The 19,021-nt window shown below is 70.4% G+C and carries 15 protein-coding genes; 10 read left to right on the top strand and 5 right to left on the bottom strand.

Annotated elements, in window-relative coordinates; genetic code table 11:
• The first annotated feature begins 350 nt into the window (after positions 1-350).
• The 9 genes from ACH4S9_RS07815 to ACH4S9_RS07775 all read left to right on the top strand — a co-directional run bounded on the left by ACH4S9_RS07815 (position 351) and on the right by ACH4S9_RS07775 (position 9,213).
• On the top strand, positions 351-1,364 hold the full coding sequence (locus tag ACH4S9_RS07815) for a hydroxyacid dehydrogenase (RefSeq protein ID WP_398370418.1): 1,014 nt from the start codon (positions 351-353) through the stop codon (positions 1,362-1,364).
• Between the two features lie 108 nt (positions 1,365-1,472).
• Positions 1,473-2,561, top strand: a complete 1,089-nt coding sequence (locus ACH4S9_RS07810; RefSeq protein WP_398370416.1) for a LacI family DNA-binding transcriptional regulator — start codon at positions 1,473-1,475, stop codon at positions 2,559-2,561.
• 379 nt (positions 2,562-2,940) lie between these two features.
• Positions 2,941-4,275 carry an ABC transporter substrate-binding protein gene (locus ACH4S9_RS07805; protein ID WP_398370414.1) on the top strand — a complete coding sequence of 445 codons (1,335 nt, stop codon included), beginning with the start codon at positions 2,941-2,943 and terminating at the stop codon, positions 4,273-4,275.
• 10 nt (positions 4,276-4,285) lie between these two features.
• Complete coding sequence (locus tag ACH4S9_RS07800; RefSeq protein WP_311725020.1) at positions 4,286-5,173, top strand: sugar ABC transporter permease; 888 nt, start codon at positions 4,286-4,288, stop codon at positions 5,171-5,173.
• Positions 5,174-5,178: 5 nt separating this feature from the next.
• The gene (locus tag ACH4S9_RS07795) at positions 5,179-6,084 is read left to right on the top strand and encodes a carbohydrate ABC transporter permease (RefSeq protein ID WP_398370553.1); all 906 of its coding nucleotides are present in this window, start codon (positions 5,179-5,181) and stop codon (positions 6,082-6,084) included.
• A gap of 130 nt (positions 6,085-6,214) precedes the next feature.
• Entirely contained in the window at positions 6,215-7,207 is a 993-nt protein-coding gene (locus ACH4S9_RS07790; RefSeq protein WP_398370412.1) for a DEDDh family exonuclease, read from the top strand.
• 64 nt (positions 7,208-7,271) lie between these two features.
• Entirely contained in the window at positions 7,272-7,505 is a 234-nt protein-coding gene (locus ACH4S9_RS07785) for a hypothetical protein (RefSeq protein WP_076971072.1), read from the top strand.
• Positions 7,506-7,587: 82 nt separating this feature from the next.
• The gene (locus tag ACH4S9_RS07780; RefSeq protein WP_311725017.1) at positions 7,588-8,391 is read left to right on the top strand and encodes an SURF1 family protein; all 804 of its coding nucleotides are present in this window, start codon (positions 7,588-7,590) and stop codon (positions 8,389-8,391) included.
• Between the two features lie 66 nt (positions 8,392-8,457).
• On the top strand, positions 8,458-9,213 hold the full coding sequence (locus ACH4S9_RS07775) for an SDR family oxidoreductase (RefSeq protein ID WP_311725016.1): 756 nt from the start codon (positions 8,458-8,460) through the stop codon (positions 9,211-9,213).
• A gap of 24 nt (positions 9,214-9,237) precedes the next feature.
• Here the strand turns inward: ACH4S9_RS07775 and ACH4S9_RS07770 are convergent, their stop codons facing one another.
• Both ACH4S9_RS07770 and ACH4S9_RS07765 read right to left on the bottom strand, forming a co-directional pair.
• Positions 9,238-9,708 carry a response regulator gene (locus tag ACH4S9_RS07770; RefSeq protein WP_311725015.1) on the bottom strand — a complete coding sequence of 157 codons (471 nt, stop codon included), beginning with the start codon at positions 9,706-9,708 and terminating at the stop codon, positions 9,238-9,240.
• On the bottom strand, positions 9,705-13,940 hold the full coding sequence (locus ACH4S9_RS07765; RefSeq protein ID WP_398370408.1) for a HAMP domain-containing protein: 4,236 nt from the start codon (positions 13,938-13,940) through the stop codon (positions 9,705-9,707). Before ACH4S9_RS07765 ends, ACH4S9_RS07770 begins: the two co-directional genes overlap by 4 nt.
• Before the next feature lie 93 nt (positions 13,941-14,033).
• On the opposite strand from ACH4S9_RS07765, the gene ACH4S9_RS07760 reads away from it, so the two are divergent.
• Complete coding sequence (locus tag ACH4S9_RS07760) at positions 14,034-15,839, top strand: SpoIIE family protein phosphatase (RefSeq protein WP_398370406.1); 1,806 nt, start codon at positions 14,034-14,036, stop codon at positions 15,837-15,839.
• Between the two features lie 33 nt (positions 15,840-15,872).
• On the opposite strand, the gene ACH4S9_RS07755 is transcribed toward ACH4S9_RS07760, so the two are convergent.
• The 3 genes from ACH4S9_RS07755 to abc-f all read right to left on the bottom strand — a co-directional run bounded on the left by ACH4S9_RS07755 (position 15,873) and on the right by abc-f (position 19,000).
• Positions 15,873-16,652, bottom strand: coding sequence for an enoyl-CoA hydratase/isomerase family protein (locus ACH4S9_RS07755; RefSeq protein ID WP_361183738.1), 780 nt, complete (start codon positions 16,650-16,652; stop codon positions 15,873-15,875).
• A gap of 117 nt (positions 16,653-16,769) precedes the next feature.
• Positions 16,770-16,994, bottom strand: a complete 225-nt coding sequence (locus tag ACH4S9_RS07750) for a helix-turn-helix domain-containing protein (protein WP_179285460.1) — start codon at positions 16,992-16,994, stop codon at positions 16,770-16,772.
• 407 nt (positions 16,995-17,401) lie between these two features.
• Positions 17,402-19,000, bottom strand: a complete 1,599-nt coding sequence (gene abc-f / locus ACH4S9_RS07745; protein ID WP_311725010.1) for a ribosomal protection-like ABC-F family protein — start codon at positions 18,998-19,000, stop codon at positions 17,402-17,404.
• Positions 19,001-19,021 lie beyond the last annotated feature (21 nt).

Below are 19,021 nucleotides of genomic sequence, written 5' to 3'. Positions count from 1 at the left end.
CGTAACTCCTTGCGCTTACAGAGGGAGATGAGAGATACGGGAGGTCACTCCAGGCAGGTCGCTTGACGCCGGACGTCGACATCCCGGCGACGGATCCGTGCTCCCTCCGGAGTGAGGCGAAGTAACAGGTAGCAAACGGTTCCTACAACCGGTGGCCAGAGTGTCTGCCTGTCCGGAAAGTACGTCAAGAGTCCTCTCACACTTTCGAAAAACCCCGGGAACCACCAGGTCGCTTCCGCCCCGGCTTCTGGGCCCCGGCCACCGGGCCCATCGATTGACCCTCGTTCGGGCCGGATATAGCGTAGAAGACGCTTTCAGAAAATGTTTCCCGCACGCACCTCAGGAGGGTCATGCCCAGCGCCCAGCTGCCGAGGGCCGTGTTCGCCATGGATCCGGTGCACCTCCCCCTGCTCCTCCCCCCGCCTCTCATGGCACGGCTGAAGCAGACAGCCGAGATCGACCCCTCGCTGGTCCTCCAGGACTTCACCCCACCGCGTGCCATCGCGGCGCTGGCCGACGCCGAGGTGCTGATCACCGGCTGGGACTGCCCCCGTCTCGACGCGGACACCCTGACCGCGGCGCCCCGCCTGCGCGCGGTCCTGCACGCCGGGGGCTCCGTCCGCTCGCTCATCGGCGAGGCCCTGTGGGAACGCGGCATCAGCGTCTCCAGCGCGGTCACCGGCAACGCGCTGCCGGTCGCCGAGTACACGCTCGCGATGATCCTGCTGACCGGGAAGGACGCGTTCACGCACCGCGAGCGCTTTCGCGCCACACACGCCCGCCCCTCCCCCGCCGAGACCGCCACCACCGGCAACCTCGGCCGCCGGATCGGGATCATCGGCGCCTCGCGCGTCGGCCGTCGCCTCCTCGACCTGCTGCGGCCGTTCGACTTCGAGGTCCTGCTCTACGACCCCTATGTGAACGCCGCCGAGGCCGCCGCGCTCGGCGTCGGCCTCCTGTCCCTGGAAGATCTGCTGCGCCGCAGCGACATCGTCTCCCTCCACGCCCCCGACATCCCTGAGACCCACCGCATGCTCGACCGGGCCCGGCTCGCCCTGATCCGGGACGGCGGTGTGCTGATCAACACCTCCCGGGGCGCGCTGGTCGACCCCGAAGCGCTCACCGACGAGCTGGCCACGGGCCGGCTGCACGCGGTCCTCGACGTCACGGAACCCGAGCCGCTGTCGGCCGACTCCCCGCTGTACACGCTCCCCAACGTCTTCCTCACCCCGCATATCGCGGGCTCGCTCGGCAACGAGATGGAGCGGCTCGGCCGCATCGTCACGGAGGAGCTGGAGCGCCTGGCCGCGGGCCTTCCGCTGGCACACGAGGTGCGGCACGCGGATCTCGCCCGGGTGGCCTGACGCCCCGCGGCCGACAGGCGGTCCTGCCGTCCACAAGCAGTCCTGCCAGGAGTAACGATGGGATACGGTTTCAGCACCGACCGGTCACTACGGCGAAGGAGCCGCAACGTGAGTCAGCGTAAGGCGCCGGCTGACGCCGGGCGGGCAACCATCCGCGACGTGGCGGAGCGCGCGGGCGTCTCCGTGGCGAGCGTGTCGCGCGTGCTGTCCGGCAACTATCCGGTGTCGGACGACCTGCGCCGCCGGGTGATGAAGGTCGTACAGGACCTGGACTACGTCACCAACGCCCACGCCCGCTCCCTGGCCGGTGGCGGCACACCGACCGTGGCGATCCTCATCAACAACATCACCGGCGCGGCCTTCGCCCACGTGGCTCAGGGTGTCGAGGGGGCCGCCTCGCTGCGCGGCTGGCTCTCGCTGGTCGGCACGACCGGGGACGATCCCGAGCGGGAGCTGGCGCTGGTGAACCTGATGCGCCAGCAGGGCGTGGCCGCGGTCGTCCTGCTCGGCGGTGCCTACGACTTCGACGAGTACCAGCTACGGATGGGTCGGTTCGCGCGCTCCTTGGACGCGGCGGGCTCACACCTCGTGCTGGTCGGCAGACCGCCGCTGGAGGGCGACGTCCCGGCGACGACGGTCGACTACGACAACGGGGGCGGCGCGTACGCCATGGCCAGCCACCTCCTGTCGGTCGGCCACCGGCGGGTCCTGGTGCTGCCGGGCCCTGCCGACCTCACCACGGCCCAGGACCGGTTGAGCGGCGCCCAGCGGGCCTTCGAGGCGTACGGCGTGCCCTTCGATCCGGGCATGGTGCGGCACGGCTCCTACGACTACAGGCACGGGTACGACGCGGTGGAGGCGAGCCTGCGGGAGGGAGTGGACTTCACAGCGGTACTCGCCGGAACCGACGTGGTCGCCGCGGGGGCCATGCAGGCGCTGCGCGCGGCGGGCCTCAGGGTGCCCGAGGACGTGTCGATCGTCGGCTACGACGACATCCCGCTGGCCTCTCAGCTCACCCCCCAGCTGACCACCGTGCACGTGCCGTACGAGGAAATGGGCCGCGTGGCGCTGCGCGCCGTGGCCGACCGGCGCGAGGCCGGACCGGGTCGCCGCCGGGGCAGCGACGGCGACCATCTGGTGCTGGGCACCCATGTCGTCGTACGACACTCCGTGCAACCGCCCGCCCGGCCCGCGTAACGCCGCTCCCAGCACCACGTTACGAAAGCGTTTACCGGCACTGTTCACCCGCCCCACCGAGTCGGTGCCCGGCATTCGCCCGAGGCCGCGACGACCTGGGCAAGACCCGCTATGAGCTGTGGTGACTTCGCACAGTCGAGGGGCGGCCGACCCTCGCTCGAACGTGATCCCACGGACAGCCGGCCGTAACAATTTCCCGCACGCCTCTTGCTATCTGCGGAGCCGTCGGCCTACCGTCCTGGAACCGCTTACTACAGCTTTTGCTTGGCGGGTCCCCGCACCCGCAAGCCGACGGTCTCCGGAACGCCGTTCCTGGCCAACGCCCCGAGCCGCCGTCCTCTCGTTCTGAGACGCCCACTTTCCGAAGGATTACGGTCCGATGAACTTCACCAGCCCCAGGCGAAGGTTCGCCCGCGCCGCCGTCGCCGGTCTCGCACTGACAGGTCTGCTCTCCGCCTGCGGCGGATCCGGGGACGACGCGTCCTCCGGGTCTTCCGGTCCGGTGACCCTCCCCTTCTGGGGCTGGGCCAACGGCCAAGAAGCCGTCGTCAAGGCGTTCAACGCCAGCCACAAGGACGTCAAGCTCGAGTACACGAAGGTCACCGACCAGCTGACCATGCAGAAGCAGCTGACCAACGCGGTCAAGGCCGGCAACGCGCCCTGCCTGGTGCAGAACACCGCCGAGTATGTGACGACCTGGGTCTCCCAGGGCGCGCTCGCCGACATCACCACGTACGTGGAGCCGAGCAAGGACAAGTTCAACGCCGGGTCGTGGGCCGGCGCGCAGGTGCAGGGCAAGATCTACGGCGTCCCCACCAGCTCGGCGCCCGCCTTCACCATCTACCGCACCGACATCTTCGAGAAGTACGGTCTCAAGCCGCCCGCGACCTGGGACGACTTCATCGCCGCGGGCAAGGTGCTGAAGAAGCACGGCATCAAGATCACCAACTACGCCGGTGAGGACCCGAGCACCCTGGAGGTGCTCGCCATGCAGGCGGGAGCGCACTGGTACGCCATCGACGGCAACTCCTGGAAGGTGAACTTCCAGGACGAGGGCACCCTCAAGGCGGCGAAGGTGATCCAGGAGATCATCGACAACGACCTGAATTCCAAGCTGTCCTTCGCGGATTACGCGGCCGTGCAGCGCAACTACGACAAGGGCGGCACGGCGACCCGGCAGATCTCCACCTGGCAGATGGCGGGCATGGTGCAGAACTTCACCAAGTCCAACGGCCAGTGGGCGCTGTCGCCGTGGCCGACGTTCCAGGGCGAGGCGGCCAAAACGCCGGCCGGCACCAACCAGAGCGGCGGCGTGACCCTGGTGACCAAGCAGTGCAAGAACCAGCAGCAGGCCGCCGAAGCCGCGCTGTGGATGTCCACCAACACCGGCGCGGTCAAGACGATGGCGAGCCCGGAGACCGGCAACGGCGTGATGCCCGCACTGGCCGACAGCAACGCGTACATCGCCGAGGCGATCTCCTCCAAGCTGCTCGGCAAGAACTACGAACCGGCCAAGAAGGTCGTCACGGACAGTCTGGCCACGGTCACCACCGACTGGACCTTCGGGCCGAACTGGACCGCGATGTTCACCGAACTGCAGAGCGGCTGGGCGAAGGTCATGAACAAGGAGCAGAAGGTCACCGACCTGCTCGCGCACATGCAGAAGTGGACGGTCGACGACCTGAAGTCCCGCGGCATCAACGTCAAGGGCTGAGGCGCACCCGATGGTCCGTTCCCAGCGCTGGAAGGGCGCCGCCTTCACGGTGCCCTTCCAGCTCGGCTTCGTCTTCCTGTACCTGCTCCCCATCGGGTACGCCGTCTACCAGTCGCTGTTCCTGGAGAAGCAGTCGGGACTCGGGCTCGGCGGCGCCACCAAGGAGTTCGTCGGCCTGGACAACTACCAGCATGGCCTGACCGACTCGGCGTTCATGAACTCCATCCTGCGGGTCGTGCTGTTCGCCTGCGTGCAGATCCCGGTGATGCTGCTCATCAGCCTGGTGCTGGCGCTGCTCCTGGACGCGCTCACCTCGCGGGCGGCCGGCCGGTTCCGGATCCTCCTGCTGGTCCCTTACATGATCCCCGGGGTGGTCGCGGCGATCGTATGGGTCAACCTCTACAGCCCCGCCGTGGGGCCGCTGACGCCGCTCGGCGAGTTCTTCGGGTTCGACTGGAACTTCTTCGCGCCTTCGATGGTCTGGCCGTCCATAGGCAACCTGCTGACCTGGCACGGCATCGGCTACAACATGGTGATCATCTACTCGGCGCTCCAGGGTGTGCCCCGTGAGCTGTTCGAGGCGGCCCGGCTGGACGGTGCCTCGGAGATCCGCATCGCCCGGAGCATCAAGATCCCCCATGTGCGCGGCGCCCTCGTCCTGACCGGTCTGCTCTCGATCATCCAGATGCTCCAGATCTTCAACGAGCCCGCCCTGTTCCGGAACGTCACTCCGCAGACGGTCAGCGACAGCTTCACCCCGATCATGGTCATCTACAACCAGGCGTTCAACTCCGGCAACTACCACTACGCCGCGGCCCTGTCGGTGCTGCTCGCCCTCATCCTCGGCGTGGCCTCCTTCCTCTTCTACCGGCTGACCTCGAGGAAGGCCGACTCATGATGCTGATGGACAACGACACCAAACGGCCCCCCGTCCCTACCGTCCGGCGGCTGACCCGCCCGGACGGCGCCTCCCGCGGGCGGGGTGGTCAGCGCTTCCTGCTGATCGGGTTGATCCTGGCCAGCGTGTACAGCATGTTCCCGGTGTGGTGGCTGATCGTCGCCGCGACCAAGGACCGGGTCGGGCTGTACCAGACGAACGGCCTGTGGTTCTCCGGCATGCACCTGTGGGACAACCTGCACCAGCTGTTCACCTACCACGACGGCATCTTCCTGCGCTGGACGTTCAACTCGTTCCTGTACGCGGGCGTCGGATCCCTCGGGGGCACCCTCGTCGCCCTCGCCGCGGGCTACGGCCTCGCCCGCTTCGAGTTTCCGGGGCGCAACGTGGTGTTCGCGTGCGTAGTGGGCTCGTTCCTGATTCCGCTCGCCCTGCTCACCCTGCCGCTGTACCTGCTGTTCTCGGAGATCGGACTGGTCGACACGCCCTGGGCGATGCTGATCCCCTGCTTGATCAACCCGTTCAGCGTGTACCTGGCCAAGGTGTACACCGAGTCCACGATCCCCTACGAACTCCTGGAAGCGGCCCGCCTCGACGGCGCCGGCGAGCTGCGGATCTTCTTCAGCATCGTGCTGCGGATGATGACGACGGGCGGCGCCACCGTGTTCCTGCTCGCCTTCGTCAACACTTGGAACGCCTTCTTCCTCCCGCTGACCGTGCTGCGCGGTGAGCGGAACTGGACCCTCAACCTGGGCCTGTACAACTGGACCGGCAACCGCCTGGAGTCCGGCGTCGACCTGACCAGCCTGGTGCTGACGGGCGCGCTGCTGTCCATCGTGCCCATGGCGATCATGATGGTGGCGATGCGCCGCTACTGGCGGACCGGCGTCACGATGGGAGCCCTGAAGTGACCGTGCCGCACCACCCCGTGATCCGCGGCCCCTCGGCCACAACCCGAGGCGCCGTCACATCCCCGTAGCCGGCTCCGTTTCGGGCCCGGGCGCGCGTGGGTGTCGGCGGCGGCCCGTATCCTCATTGACCATGCTCGATGACCGCATGGCAGCCGCACCACGGTTCGCACCGCCGCCCTCCCCGTGGCCGGCCGACTATCCGGAGGGATACGCGGTCGTCGACGTCGAGACGACCGGCCTCGCCCGAGACGACCGGATCGTGTCCGCCGCGGTCTACCAGCTGGACGCGCGGGGCGCGGTGCAGGACCACTGGTACACCCTGGTCAACCCGCAGCGCGACCCGGGCCCGGTGTGGATCCACGGCCTGACCGCCGATGTGCTGGCCGGCGCCCCGCTCTTCGCGGACATCGCGGGCGAGCTGGCCGGGCGCCTGGACGGCCGGGTGCTGGTCGCGCACAACGCGGTGTTCGACTGGTCGATGCTCGCCCGGGAGTACGCGCGCGCCAGGAGCGCCGCGCCGGTGCGGCAGCGGCTGTGCACCATCGCGCTCTCCAAGGAGCTGGGCCTGCCGCTGCCCAACCACAAGCTGGAGTCCCTGGCCGCGCACTACGGAGTGGTCCAGCAGCGCGCCCACCACGCCCTGGACGACGCGCGGGTGCTCGCCGAGACCTTCCAGCCGAGTCTGCACGCGGCCGCCGCGGGCGGGTTGCGGCTGCCCCTGCTGGCCTGCCAGCCGCTGGCCGAGTGGTCCGACACCCCCCGGGCGGCGATCGGCTACCAGCGGTCGTACCGCCAGACGGGCTGGCGCCCCAGCCGCAAGCGCCCGGCCTGCCCGTACCCCAACCCGGGGCGCTACGAGCCGGGCGGGCAGCTCGTCCAGGGCATGCGGGTGGCGTTCTCCGGCGACACCTCGATCGACCGCGAGCTGCTGGAGGATCAGGCGACCGAGGCCGGGCTGCACGTGGCCACCAGTGTCTCCCGGCTCACCAGCCTGCTGGTCACCAATGACCCGGAGTCCTTCACCTCCAAGCTCACCAAGGCCCGGTCGTTCTCCACCCCGGTCATCGACGAGGCGGCCTTCACCCAGCTGCTGCGGGATGTGGCCCCCGCACCAAACAGGTGAAGTCGGCCCAACACGCCCGCCCGCCGCTCCCCCACCGCGCCCCGCAGCCCGCACCCTGTGCCCCATGGCACGTTGCGAGGTCTGCGGAAACGACTACCACATGACATTCGAGGTGCACGCGCAGGGCGCGGTGCACGTCTTCGACTGCTTCTCCTGCGCCATCCACCGCATGGCGCCGATCTGCGAGCACTGCCGGTGCCAGATCATCGGCCAGGGCGTGGAGGTGGACGGCCACTTCTACTGCGGTGCCCACTGCTCCCGGGCGGAAGGGAGGGTGGGGATCATCGACCGCGTCTGAAGCGATCGGACATCCGTCCGGGATCGGCCCTCCGGTGCCCCCAGCGGCCGGGGGGCGATCCACGGCGAGTACTGTCGAGGACGTGTACCGCTTCCTGTTGTCCCGGCAGTGGGTGATCCTCACTCTCGTGGGGCTCGTCCTGATCCCGGTCATGATCCGACTGGGCTTCTGGCAGTTCCACCGGCATGAGCACCGGGTCGCACAGAACCAGCTGATCGCCGACAACCTGGACGCGCGGGCCGTCCCCGTGGACCGGCTCACCGGGCCCGGACACACCGTCGCCTACGACGACATGTGGCGCACCGTGACCGCCAAGGGCCGGTACGACTCCCGGCACGAGGTGGTCGTGCGCCAGCGGACCGCCTCCGACGAGCAGTCCATCGGCTACTACGTGCTCACCCCGCTCGTCATGGACGACGGCCGGGCCGTCGTGGTCAACCGCGGCTGGATCGCGGCGGGCAACGACCTCACCCGCTTCCCCAAGGTGCCCGCCGCCCCCTCCGGCGAGGTCACCGTCACCGGCCGCCTCAAGCGCGACGAGACGACCGGGAACAGCGGCATCAAGGACAAGCAGGGGCTGCCCGACCGCCAGGTCATGCTGATCAACAGCGGGCAGCTGGCGAAGTCCCTGTCCCAGCCCGTCCTCGGCGGCTATGTCGAGCTGACCAAGTCCTCCCCGAAGGGCAGCGGCCAGCCCGAGGGGGTCCCGGAGCCGGACCACAGCGGCATCGGCCCGCATATGGCGTATGCGATCCAGTGGTGGCTGTTCTCGGCCGGCGTGCCCATCGGCTGGGTGATCCTGGTCCGCCGCGAACTGCGCGACCGGGCGGCCGCGCGGGCCGCCGAGTCCCGGTCCGAGCCCGAGCCCGAGCCCGCCGTGGTCTGACCGGTCACGGCCGGCCCGGCGCGGGCCGCCCTTACGTCGCCGGGGGCACCACGGCAGACTGGCCCCATGGATCTTGGACTCAAAGACCGGGTGTACATCCTCACCGGAGCCAGCCGCGGGCTGGGCCTCGCGGCCGCCCGTGAGCTGGTCGCCGACGGTGCGAAGGTCGTGATCACCGGTCGCGACGAGAAAGCGACGGCGGAGATCGCCGCCGAGCTGGGCCCGAACGCCCTCGGCGTCGCCGCGGACAACGCCGACCCGGCCACGGCCGAGCGCCTGATCGCCACGGCCCGCGACCGCTTCGGCGGCTTCGACGGCGTCCTCATCAGCGTCGGCGGTCCCCCGGCTGGCCTGACGGCGAACATCACCGACGCCCAGTGGCAGGCGGCCTTCGACTCCGTCTTCCTCGGCGCGGTCCGCATGGCCCGCACCGCCTCCGCCGAACTGCCGTCCGGGGGCGTGATCGGCTTCGTCCTCTCCGGCTCCGTGTACGAGCCGATCCCCGGCCTGACCGTCTCCAACGGGCTGCGGCCGGGCCTGGCGGGCTTCGCGAAGTCCCTCGCCTCGGAGGTCGGCCCGCAGGGCATCCGGGTCGTCGGCCTGCTGCCGGCGCGGATCGACACCGACCGGGTCCGCGAGCTGGACGGGCTGTCCGGCGACGCGGACGCGGCCCGGGCGCACAACAGCGAGCAGATCCCGCTGCGGCGCTACGGCACCCCGGAGGAGTTCGGCCGGGCGGCGGCGTTCCTCCTCTCGCCCGCGGCGTCGTATCTGACCGGCATCATGCTCCCGGTGGACGGCGGCGCCCTGCACGGCTTCTGAGCGACGCGGCGGGGCCGGGGCCGCCTAACCGCCCCGGTCCCCGCGCAGGCTCCGGACCGTGCGCTCCAGTTCGGCGACGCGGTCGGCGAGGCGGCGGTTCTTGCGGTGCAGGTCCAGGAACACATTGACCTTGGTGCGCAGCAGCCAGGGGTCGAAGGGCTTGGTCACGAAGTCGGCGGCGCCGATCGCGTATCCCCGGTAGGCGTAGTCGGAGTCCGCGTCGTCCCCGGTCAGCAGGATGATCGGGACGTCTTTGGTCTGGTCGAGGCGCTTGATGTTGGCGGCCGTCTCGAAGCCGTCCATGCCCGGCATCAGGACGTCGAGCAGGACGGCGGCGAAGTCCTGCCGCAGCATGGCCTTCAGCGCCTCCTCCCCGGAGTGGGCGCGGACCAGCCGCAGATCGAGCGGGCCGAGGACGGCTTCCAGCGCGATCAGGTTCTCTTCCATGTCGTCGACGATCAGAATCGCCGTCTTCTCGGACGCGACGCCGCTCATCTCTCCCCCCGTTCCGGTGGCCCGCTGCCCTCGCCCTCGCCCCCGCCCCCGGCCCCGGCACGGGCCGCGGCGGCAGTGGTCCCGCCGGGCGGGCCGTTCTGCGGATCCAGCAGCTCGCAGACGGCCGACAACAGCCGGTCGACGTCCACGGGCTTGGGGACGTAGTCGTTGGCGCCGCTGTCGATGGCCTTCTCCCGGTCGCCCGGCATGGCCTTGGCGGTGAGGGCGATGATCGGCAGATCGGCGAGCCGGGGGGTGCCGCGGATGGCCCGGATCGTCTCGTAGCCGTCCATCTCCGGCATCATCACGTCCATCAGGACCAGGGAGACATCGGGGCTGCTGTGCAGGACCTCCAGGCCCTCGCGGCCGTTCTCCGCGTATTTCACGGTCATGCCGACCCGGCCCAGCACATGGGTCAGCGCGAAGACGTTGCGGATGTCGTCGTCGACGATGAGGATGCGCCGCCCGTTCAGCACGCGGCGGGGGCGGCCGGCCTGCCACTCGCTGAGCCGGGTGGTCTCCGGCCAGCTCTCGTCGCGGCCGTCGCCGCCGGTCGGGAGCGCGGTGCCGGTCAGGGTGCTGTCGTCGCCGAACACCCCGCTGGGCGCGTGGTCGGCGACGTCCGGCAGCTGCTCGTCCGGCGCGGGGAGCGCGGCCGGGACGGTGGAGCCGGTGGCCCGGGGGTCGGACGGGTCGGGCGCCGGGACGATTCCGGCGTAGTGCGACGGGACGTAGAGGGTGAACCGGGAGCCGACGTCGACCTCGCTCTCGGCGACGATCCGGCCGCCCAGCATGCCGGCGATCTCCCGGCTGATGGACAGGCCGAGTCCGGTGCCGCCGTACTTGCGGCTGGTGGTGCCGTCGGACTGCTGGAACGCCTCGAAGATCACGGACAGCTTCTCGGGCGGGATGCCGATGCCGGTGTCGGTGACGGAGAAGGCCACGACGGCGTCCGCGGTCCGCAGCGTCTCCTCCCTGAACCTCGCCGCGGGCGCCCGCTCGACGCGCAGCTTCACCCCTCCCGAGGAGGTGAACTTCAGGGCGTTGGAGAGCAGGTTGCGCAGGATCTGCTGGACCCGCTGCTCGTCGGAGAACATCTCGCGCGGCACGTCCTCGCCGACCGTGATCTCGAAGGACAGGCCCCGGTCGGTGGCCAGCGGACGGAAGGTGGCGTTGACGTAGTCCAGCAGCTTGACCAGCGGCAGCTTCCTGGGGCGCACGTCCATCCGGCCCGCCTCGATCTTCGACAGATCGAGGATGTCGTTGATCAGCTGGAGCAGGTCGGAGCCGGAGCGGTGGATGGTGGCGGCGAACTGCTCCTCCTGGGCCGACAGCCGTCCGTCGGGGTTGTCGGCCAGCAGCCGGGCCAGGATGAGCAGCGAGTTGAGCGGGGTGCGCAGCTCGTGCGACATGTTGGCCAGGAACTCGGACTTGTACTGCGAGGCGGTGGCCAGCAGCGCGGCCTTCTCCTCCAGCTCCGCGTTGGAGCGCTGGAGCTCGTTGGAGCGCTGGCGCAGCTCGGTGGTGAGCCGCTGGGACTCCGACAGCAGGGACTCGGTGCGGGCGTTGGCGATGATGGTGTTGATCGAGACGCCGATGGTGTTGACGAACTGGTCGATGAAGGCCAGATGGACCTCGCTGAAGCGGCTGAAGGAGGCCAGCTCGATCACTCCGAGCATCTGGTCCTCGTACCGGATCGGCAGGATGACGACGCTGGCGGGGAGCGCGGAGCCGAGCCCGGAGTCGATGCTGATGAAGTTCGGCGGCACATCGGTGATCAGGATGCGCTTCTTCTCGATGGCCGCCTGGGCGATCAGCCCGCGGCCCGCCGACCCGCTCTGCGGCAGCGGTCCCTTCTCCGGGTTGACGCCGTATCCGGCGATGAACTGGAGGCCCTCGCCCGGCTTGGCCCCGGGCTCGGTGAGGAAGAAGGCCCCGAACTGGGCGTTGACCAGCGGGGTGAGCTCGCGCAGGATCAGGTCGGCGACGTCGACCAGATCGCGGTGGCCCTGCATCAGGGAGGCGATGCGGGCGAGGTTGGACTCCAGCCAGTCCTTGGCGCGGGTGGTCTCGCGCAGGTTGGTCACCATGAGGTTGACGTTGTGCTTGAGCTCGGCGACCTCGCCCTGCGCCTCGACCGACACGGAGCCGGTCATGTCGCCCTGGGCGACGGCGGAGGCGACCTCGGCGATGGCCCGCACCTGGGTGGTCAGGTTCAGGGCGAGCTCGTTGACGTTGGTGGTCAGCCGCTTCCAGGTGCCGTAGACCGCCTCGACACGGGCCTGGCCGCCCAGCCGGCCCTCGCTGCCGACCTCGCGGGCGACCCGGGTGACCTCGGAGGAGAACGAGGAGAGGGTGTCGACCATCGTGTTGATGGTGGTCTTCAGCTCCAGGATCTCCCCGCGCGCGTCCACGTCGATCTTCTTGGACAGATCGCCCTGGGCGACGGCGGTGGCGACCTGGGCGATGTTGCGGACCTGCGAGGTCAGGTTGGACGCCATGAAGTTGACGTTGTCGGTGAGGTCCTTCCACACGCCGGAGACGCCCGGCACCTGAGCCCGCCCGCCGAGCTGGCCCTCGGTGCCCACCTCGCGGGCGACCCGGGTGACCTCGTCGGCGAACGCCCGCAACTGCTCGACCATGGTGTTCACGGTGTCCTTCAGCTCCAGGATCTCGCCCCGGGCGTCCACCGTGATCTTCTTCGACAGGTCGCCGTTGGCGACCGCCGTGGTCACCTGGGCGATGTTGCGGACCTGCGAGGTCAGGTTCAGCGCCATGAAGTTGACGTTCTCGGTGAGCTCTTTCCAGACCCCCGAGACGCCGCGGACCTGGGCCTGGCCGCCCAGGTTGCCCTCGGTGCCCACCTCGCGGGCCACCCGGGTCACCTCGTCCGCGAACGCGGAGAGCCGGTCCACCATCGTGTTGATCGTCGACTTCAGCTCCAGGATCTCGCCCTTGGCCTCCACCGTGATCGTCTTGCCCAGGTCTCCCTCGGCCACGGCGGTGGCGACCTGGGCGATGTTGCGGACCTGGGAGGTCAGGTTGTCCGCCATGAAGTTGACGTTCTCGGTGAGGTCCCTCCAGACTCCCGAGACCCCGCGGACCTGGGCCCGGCCGCCCAGCTCCCCCTCGGTGCCCACCTCACGGGCCACCCGCGTGACCTCGTCCGCGAACGCCGACAGCTGATCGACCATCGTGTTCACGGTCAGCTTCAGCCGAAGGATCTCGCCCCGGGCGTCCACGGTGATCTTCTGCGAGAGGTCGCCGTTGGCCACCGCCGTGGTCACCTGGGCGATGTTGCGCACCTGGGAGGTGAGGTTGGACGCCATGAAGTTGACGTTGTCCGTCAGGTCCTTCCACACCCCCGAGACCCCCCGGACCTGGGCCCGGCCGCCCAGCTCCCCCTCGGTGCCCACCTCACGGGCCACCCGGGTCACCTCGTCCGCGAACGCCGACAGCTGATCGACCATCGTGTTCACGGTCAGCTTCAGCTCCAGCAGCTCCCCGGTGGCCTCGACGGTCACCTGCCGGGTGAGGTCGCCGCGGGCGACCGCCGTGGTCACCGCGGCGATGTCCCGCACCTGGGCCGTCAGCCGGGACGCCATGGCGTTGACGGCCTCGGTGACCTCGCGCCAGTCGCCGGACAGCCCCTGGACCTTGGCCCGGACGCCGAGCCGGCCCTCGGTGCCGACCTCGCGGGCGACGCGGGTGAGCTCGCCGGTGAACAGCGACAGCTGGTCCACCGTGCGGTTGACGCCACGCCCGAGCCGACGCAGATCGCCGCGCAGCTGGCGGTTGCCGTCGTGCAGGTCCACGCGCTTGGTCAGATCGCCGGAGGCGACCGCGTCCAGCACCTGGGTGGCGTTGGAGACCGGGCCGACGAGCGCGTCGAGCAGCTGATTCGCCGCGTCCACGCTCGTCGTCCAGGCCCCTTGGCCGGGGCTGGCCGTGATCCGCTCGTCGAGTCTGCCCTGCCGGACCACCTCGCGGCGGACCCGTTCGAGCTCCGACGCCAGATGGGCGTTCCGGGCCACGAGTTGATTGAACGCTCCGGCCATCTCGCCGAGCGTGCCTTCCTCCGAGCCGTTGGCGCGTACGGAGAGGTCCCCGTCGCACAACGCCTGCATCGCGCCCAGCAGGGATCGCAGCCCTGCGGCGCTCACCCGCTCCTCGCCCGGCGCGAAGCCGGGGGGTTCGGGTCGGATGTCCACGGGAGTCGGGTCATTTGCCATGACATCGTCTCTTAAAGATCGATTCGCACACCTGTGCCTGTCATAATATGGCACCTACATGACCTAATTGTCCCAAATTGCCAGGAGCAGCTGGTGGGAGCCTTGCTTCCTCTTTCGCGGGAGTCCGTCTCGCGGACCACGCTGCCCGGAACCGTCGGGGCGCCGGCCGCGGCGCGCGCCTTCGTGCGCACCACGCTCACCGGGCCGGGAGCGGCGGCGGCCCTGGGGCCGCGCCCCCTCCGCGACCGGCTGACCGAGGACGCGGTGCTGCTGGTGAGCGAGCTGGTCACCAACGCCGTGCTGCACGCGGGCACCGAGATCGAGGTCATCTGCCGGCTCCAGGCCGGGCACCCGGGCGTCGTCGTCGAGGTGACGGACCTGCACCCGGCCAGCGCGGTGTACGGCGGCCAGGACACCGGGCGCCGCGGCCGCGGCCTCCAGCTGATGGGCGCGCTCGCCGACTCCTGGGGCGTGACCTACCACCGCACCCGCAAGGCGGTGTGGTTCCGGCTGGACGCGGCGCAGGAGGAGCTGGGGCCCGCCGCCGTCCCGGCCGACACGGTGGGCGGCGAGGTGCGCTTCGCCAAGGCCCTCGCCCCGGCCGCGCCCGCGCGGCAGCGCGACAGCTCCGGCGGATGGGTGGACCGCGGCGGGCCCTCGTTCCTCGCGGAGGCCAGCGAACTGCTCGCCGGACAGCTCGACGAGAACATGGTCGCCGCCCTCGCCGGTCAGCTCCTGGTGCCCCGGCTCGCCGACTGGTGCGCGGTGTGGCTGAGCACCGAGGGCGAGCGGCTGCGGCTCTGCCGCGTCTGGCACAGCGACGAGCGCCGGAACGACTCGCTCCGGCTGTCCCTGGAGAACCATCCGCCGCCGACCGGCCTCGACCCCTCGGGCACCCCCTGGCCCTGGCCCGAGCCCGCGGACAGCCGTGGCGCGGGCGGGGCCGCGCTGGCGTTCCCGCTGCTGGCCCAGGGCCGCAGCCATGGCGTGCTGCTGCTGGGCCGCGCGGGCGTGCCACAGCTGACCGAGGGCGTGGCCCGGCTGTCGGGCGACGTGTCCCGGCGGGTGGCCCAGGCTGTGGCCACCGCCCGCCGGTACACCCGGCAGGCGACCATCAGCCGGGCGCTCCAGCGCCGGCAGCTGCCCACCTCCCTCGCCCATATCCCGGGCGTCGAGACGGCGATCGTCTACGAGCCGCACGGCGAGGGCCAGACCGTCGGCGGCGACTTCTACGATCTGTTCCCGATGGGCGGCCGCCGCTGGTGCTTCCTGCTCGGCGACGTCTGCGGCAGCGACCCGGAGGCGATGTCGGTGACCGGCCTGGCCCGCCATCTGGTCCGGCTGCTGGCCCGCGAGGGCCACGGCGTCGAGTCGGTCCTCGGCCGGCTGAACCAGGCGCTGGTGGAGGAGGGCGCGGAGGCCGTGGCGGTCGGCGGCGAACAGGCCAGGCCGCGCTTTCTGAGCCTGCTGTACGGGGAGCTGGAGCCGGACCCGGCCACCGGGAGCGCACACTGCACACTGGCCAGCGCCGGTCATCCGCTGCCGCTGCGGCTGACCGGCGACGGCTCGGTGGTCGCCGCGGGCAGTTCCCAGATGCTGCTGGGCATCGACGAGAGCGCCGAGTTCCACGCCGACACCTTCGACCTGGAACTCGGCGAGACACTGCTGTGCGTGACCGACGGCGTGACCGAGCGGCGCAGCGGCAACCGGCAGCTGGACGACGACGACGGCCTCGCCGACATCCTGCGGGGGTGCGCGGGGCTGGGCGCCAAGGCGGTGGCGGAACGGGTCCGCCGCGCCGCCCATGACTTCGGCCCCGAGCCGATCGACGACGACCTCGCGGTGCTGGTGCTCGAGGCGGTGCCGGTGCAGCGGCTCGGCCTGGCGGCCCGGCCCTGAGGGGCTCAGCCGGCCCGGACGCCCGGCCGGGGCTTACTCGCCCAGGCCCGCCAGGTCGCGCAGCCGACGGGCCTGGGCGGCCCGCTCGGCGGCGCGCTGGTCCTCGTACGTCCGCTCCCCCGCCCCGCGCAGCAGCGCCTTGGTCTCGATCACGGCGTCACGGTCCGCGGCGAGCAGCGCCGCGGCCAGGTCCCGGACCGCGGCGTCCAGCTCCGCGGCGGGCACGACCAGATTGGCCAGGCCGGTGCGCTCGGCCTCCTCGGCGTGGACGAAGCGCCCGGTCAGACAGATCTCCAGCGCCCGGGCGTAGCCCACGAGGGAGACCAGAGGATGGGTGCCGGTGAGGTCGGGGACCAGCCCGAGGCTGGTCTCGCGCATCGCGAACTGCGCGTCGTCCGCGCAGACGCGCAGATCACAGGCGAGGGCCAGCTGAAAGCCCGCGCCGATGGCATGGCCCTGGACGGCGGCGACGGAGACGAGGTCGGGCCGCCGCCACCAGGTGAACGCCTCCTGATACCCGGCGATGGCCGCGTCCAGCTCCGCGTCGGAGCGGCGGGCCAGCTCAAAGAACGACGGCTCGCCGTCGAACCCCTCGGGCGTGAACGCCTGCCGGTCGAGCCCCGCGGAGAAGGACTTGCCCTCGGCGCGCAGCACCACGACCCGCACGCTGCCCGGCAGCGCCCGCCCGGCCTCGGCCAGCGCCCGCCAGGTCGCGGGCGACTGGGCGTTGCGCTTGCCGGGGTTGGTCAGGGTCACCGTGGCGATCGCTTCGTCAACGGTGAGGTGAACGCCGTCCTTGTCCAGCAGGGTCACGGAAGCCTCCGGTGGGTGCGGTCACATGACTAAGTGACTGCACAGTAACCACCCGGCCGACGGTCCGATCAACCGGGTGGCACCGCTCACATCTACCGGTACGACGCATACGGGCCGTCAGGCCGTTGTTGCGGCCTTCTTGCCCCGCGTCGCTCCACCGCGACCACGCAGGGCCACGCCCGACTCACTGAGCATCCGGTGGACGAATCCGTAGGAACGGCCGGTCTCTTCGGCCAGCGCCCGGATGCTCGCACCGGAGTCGTACTTCTTTTTCAGGTCTGCCGCGAGCTTTTCGCGCGCGGCGCCGGTCACCCGGCTGCCCTTCTTCAGAGTCTCGGCCACCCGTGCCTCCTCATGGGAAGTGCGCTCTGGACTCTCATGATCACCCCTAGGCGGCTTCCTGGCCACCCATTCGGCAAGGTCGATAGCGGAAGGATTCCCTGAATTCATGGGGTGATCGCCGCCGGAATTAGAGATTCCGCAGGCAGTCGCACCCTTCAGCGGTCCACATCGTGGACGAATCACCAGGTCAGGCCGTGGGTGGGCGTAATCGCGACAGCGCGCGCCGGCGCACGGCACGCCTCACGCGCCGGTCGGCGGTGACGCGCCGTGGTACCAGCCGTTCTCACTCAGATGAAGGATCACGCCTAGGCCGAATGATCTATGGCGAATGATCTCCGGTGATCCCCCGTGCCCGCCCGTGACCTCCGGCGAACTCCGGTGAACCCCAGCGACCGCTCGGAAGCCGGTCAGGCGAGCGCGACCAGGTCCGCGTAGTCCTCGCCCCACAGGTCCTCCACGCCGTCGGGCAGCAGGATGATCCGCTCCGGCTGGAGCGCGTCGACCGCGCCCTCGTCATGGGTCACCAGCACCACCGCGCCCGTGAAGGTGCGCAGCGCGCCCAGGATCTCCTCACGGCTGGCCGGGTCGAGGTTGTTGGTGGGCTCGTCGAGCAGCAGGACGTTGGCCGAGGAGACCACCAGCGTGGCCAGCGCCAGCCGGGTCTTCTCGCCGCCGGACAGCACGCCCGCCGGCTTGTCGACGTCGTCACCGGAGAAGAGGAAGGACCCCAGCGTCTTGCGGATGTCCACCAGATCCAGGTCGGGGGCGGCCGAGCGCATGTTCTCCAGGACCGTGCGGTCCGGGTCGAGCGTCTCGTGCTCCTGCGCGTAGTAGCCGAGCTTCAGGCCGTGTCCGGGGGTGACCTGGCCGGTGTCCGGCTTCTCGACCCCGGCCAGCAGCCGCAGCAGGGTCGTCTTGCCCGCGCCGTTGAGCCCCAGGATGACCACCCGCGAGCCCCGGTCCACGGCCAGGCCGACATCGGTGAAGATCTCCAGCGAGCCGTACGACTTGGACAGCCCCTCGGCGGCCAGCGGCGTCTTGCCGCACGGGGCGGGGTCCGGGAAGCGCAGCTTGGCGACCTTGTCGGACTGCCGCACCGCCTCGAGGCCGGAGAGCAGCTTCTCGGCGCGGCGGGCCATGTTCTGCGCGGCCACCGTCTTGGTGGCCTTGGCGCGCATCTTGTCCGCCTGGGAGTTCAGCGCCGCGGCCTTCTTCTCGGCGTTGGCCCGCTCCCGCTTGCGGCGCTTCTCGTCGGCCTCGCGCTGGGCCTGGTAGAGCTTCCAGCCCATGTTGTAGACGTCGATCACCGAGCGGTTGGCGTCCAGGTAGAAGACCTTGTTGACGACCGTCTCGACCAGGTCCACGTCGTGGGAGATGACGATGAAGCCGCCGCGGTAGGTCTTCAGGTAGTCCCGCAGCCAGATGATGGAGTCGGCGTCGAGGTGGTTGGTCGGCTCGTCCAGGAGCAGGACGTCGGAGTCCGAGAAGAGGATGCGGGCCAGCTCGACCCGGCGGCGCTGACCGCCGGAAAGCGTATGCAGCGGCTGGCCGAGCACGCGGTCCGGCAGCCCGAGGCTGGCGGCGATGGTCGCGGCCTCCGCCTCGGCGGCGTAACCGCCCTTGGTGAGGAACTCGGTCTCCAGCCGCTCGTACTTTTTCATCGCGCGCTCGCGGGTGGCGCCCTTGCCGTTCGCCATCCGGTCCTCGTTCTCGCGCATCTTGCGCAGCACCGAGTCCAGCTCGCGGGCGGACAGGATGCGGTCGCGCGCCAGGACGTCGAGGTCGCCGGTGCGCGGGTCCTGGGGCAGATAGCCGACCTCGCCGGAGCGGGTGATGGTGCCGGCGGCCGGGATGCCCTCACCGGCCAGGCACTTGGTGAGGGTGGTCTTGCCCGCGCCGTTACGGCCGACGAGGCCGATGCGGTCGCCCTTGGCGACGCGGAAGGAGGCGGACTCGATGAGGATACGGGCGCCGGCGCGCAACTCGATGCCAGAGGCGGTGATCACGGGAATTACTCCAGGGCAGGG

Origin of the sequence: Streptomyces sp. NPDC021225, assembly GCF_044332865.1 — a bacterium.
Classification (GTDB): Bacteria; Actinomycetota; Actinomycetes; order Streptomycetales; family Streptomycetaceae; genus Streptomyces.
This window is presented reverse-complemented; position numbering and strand designations above follow the sequence as displayed.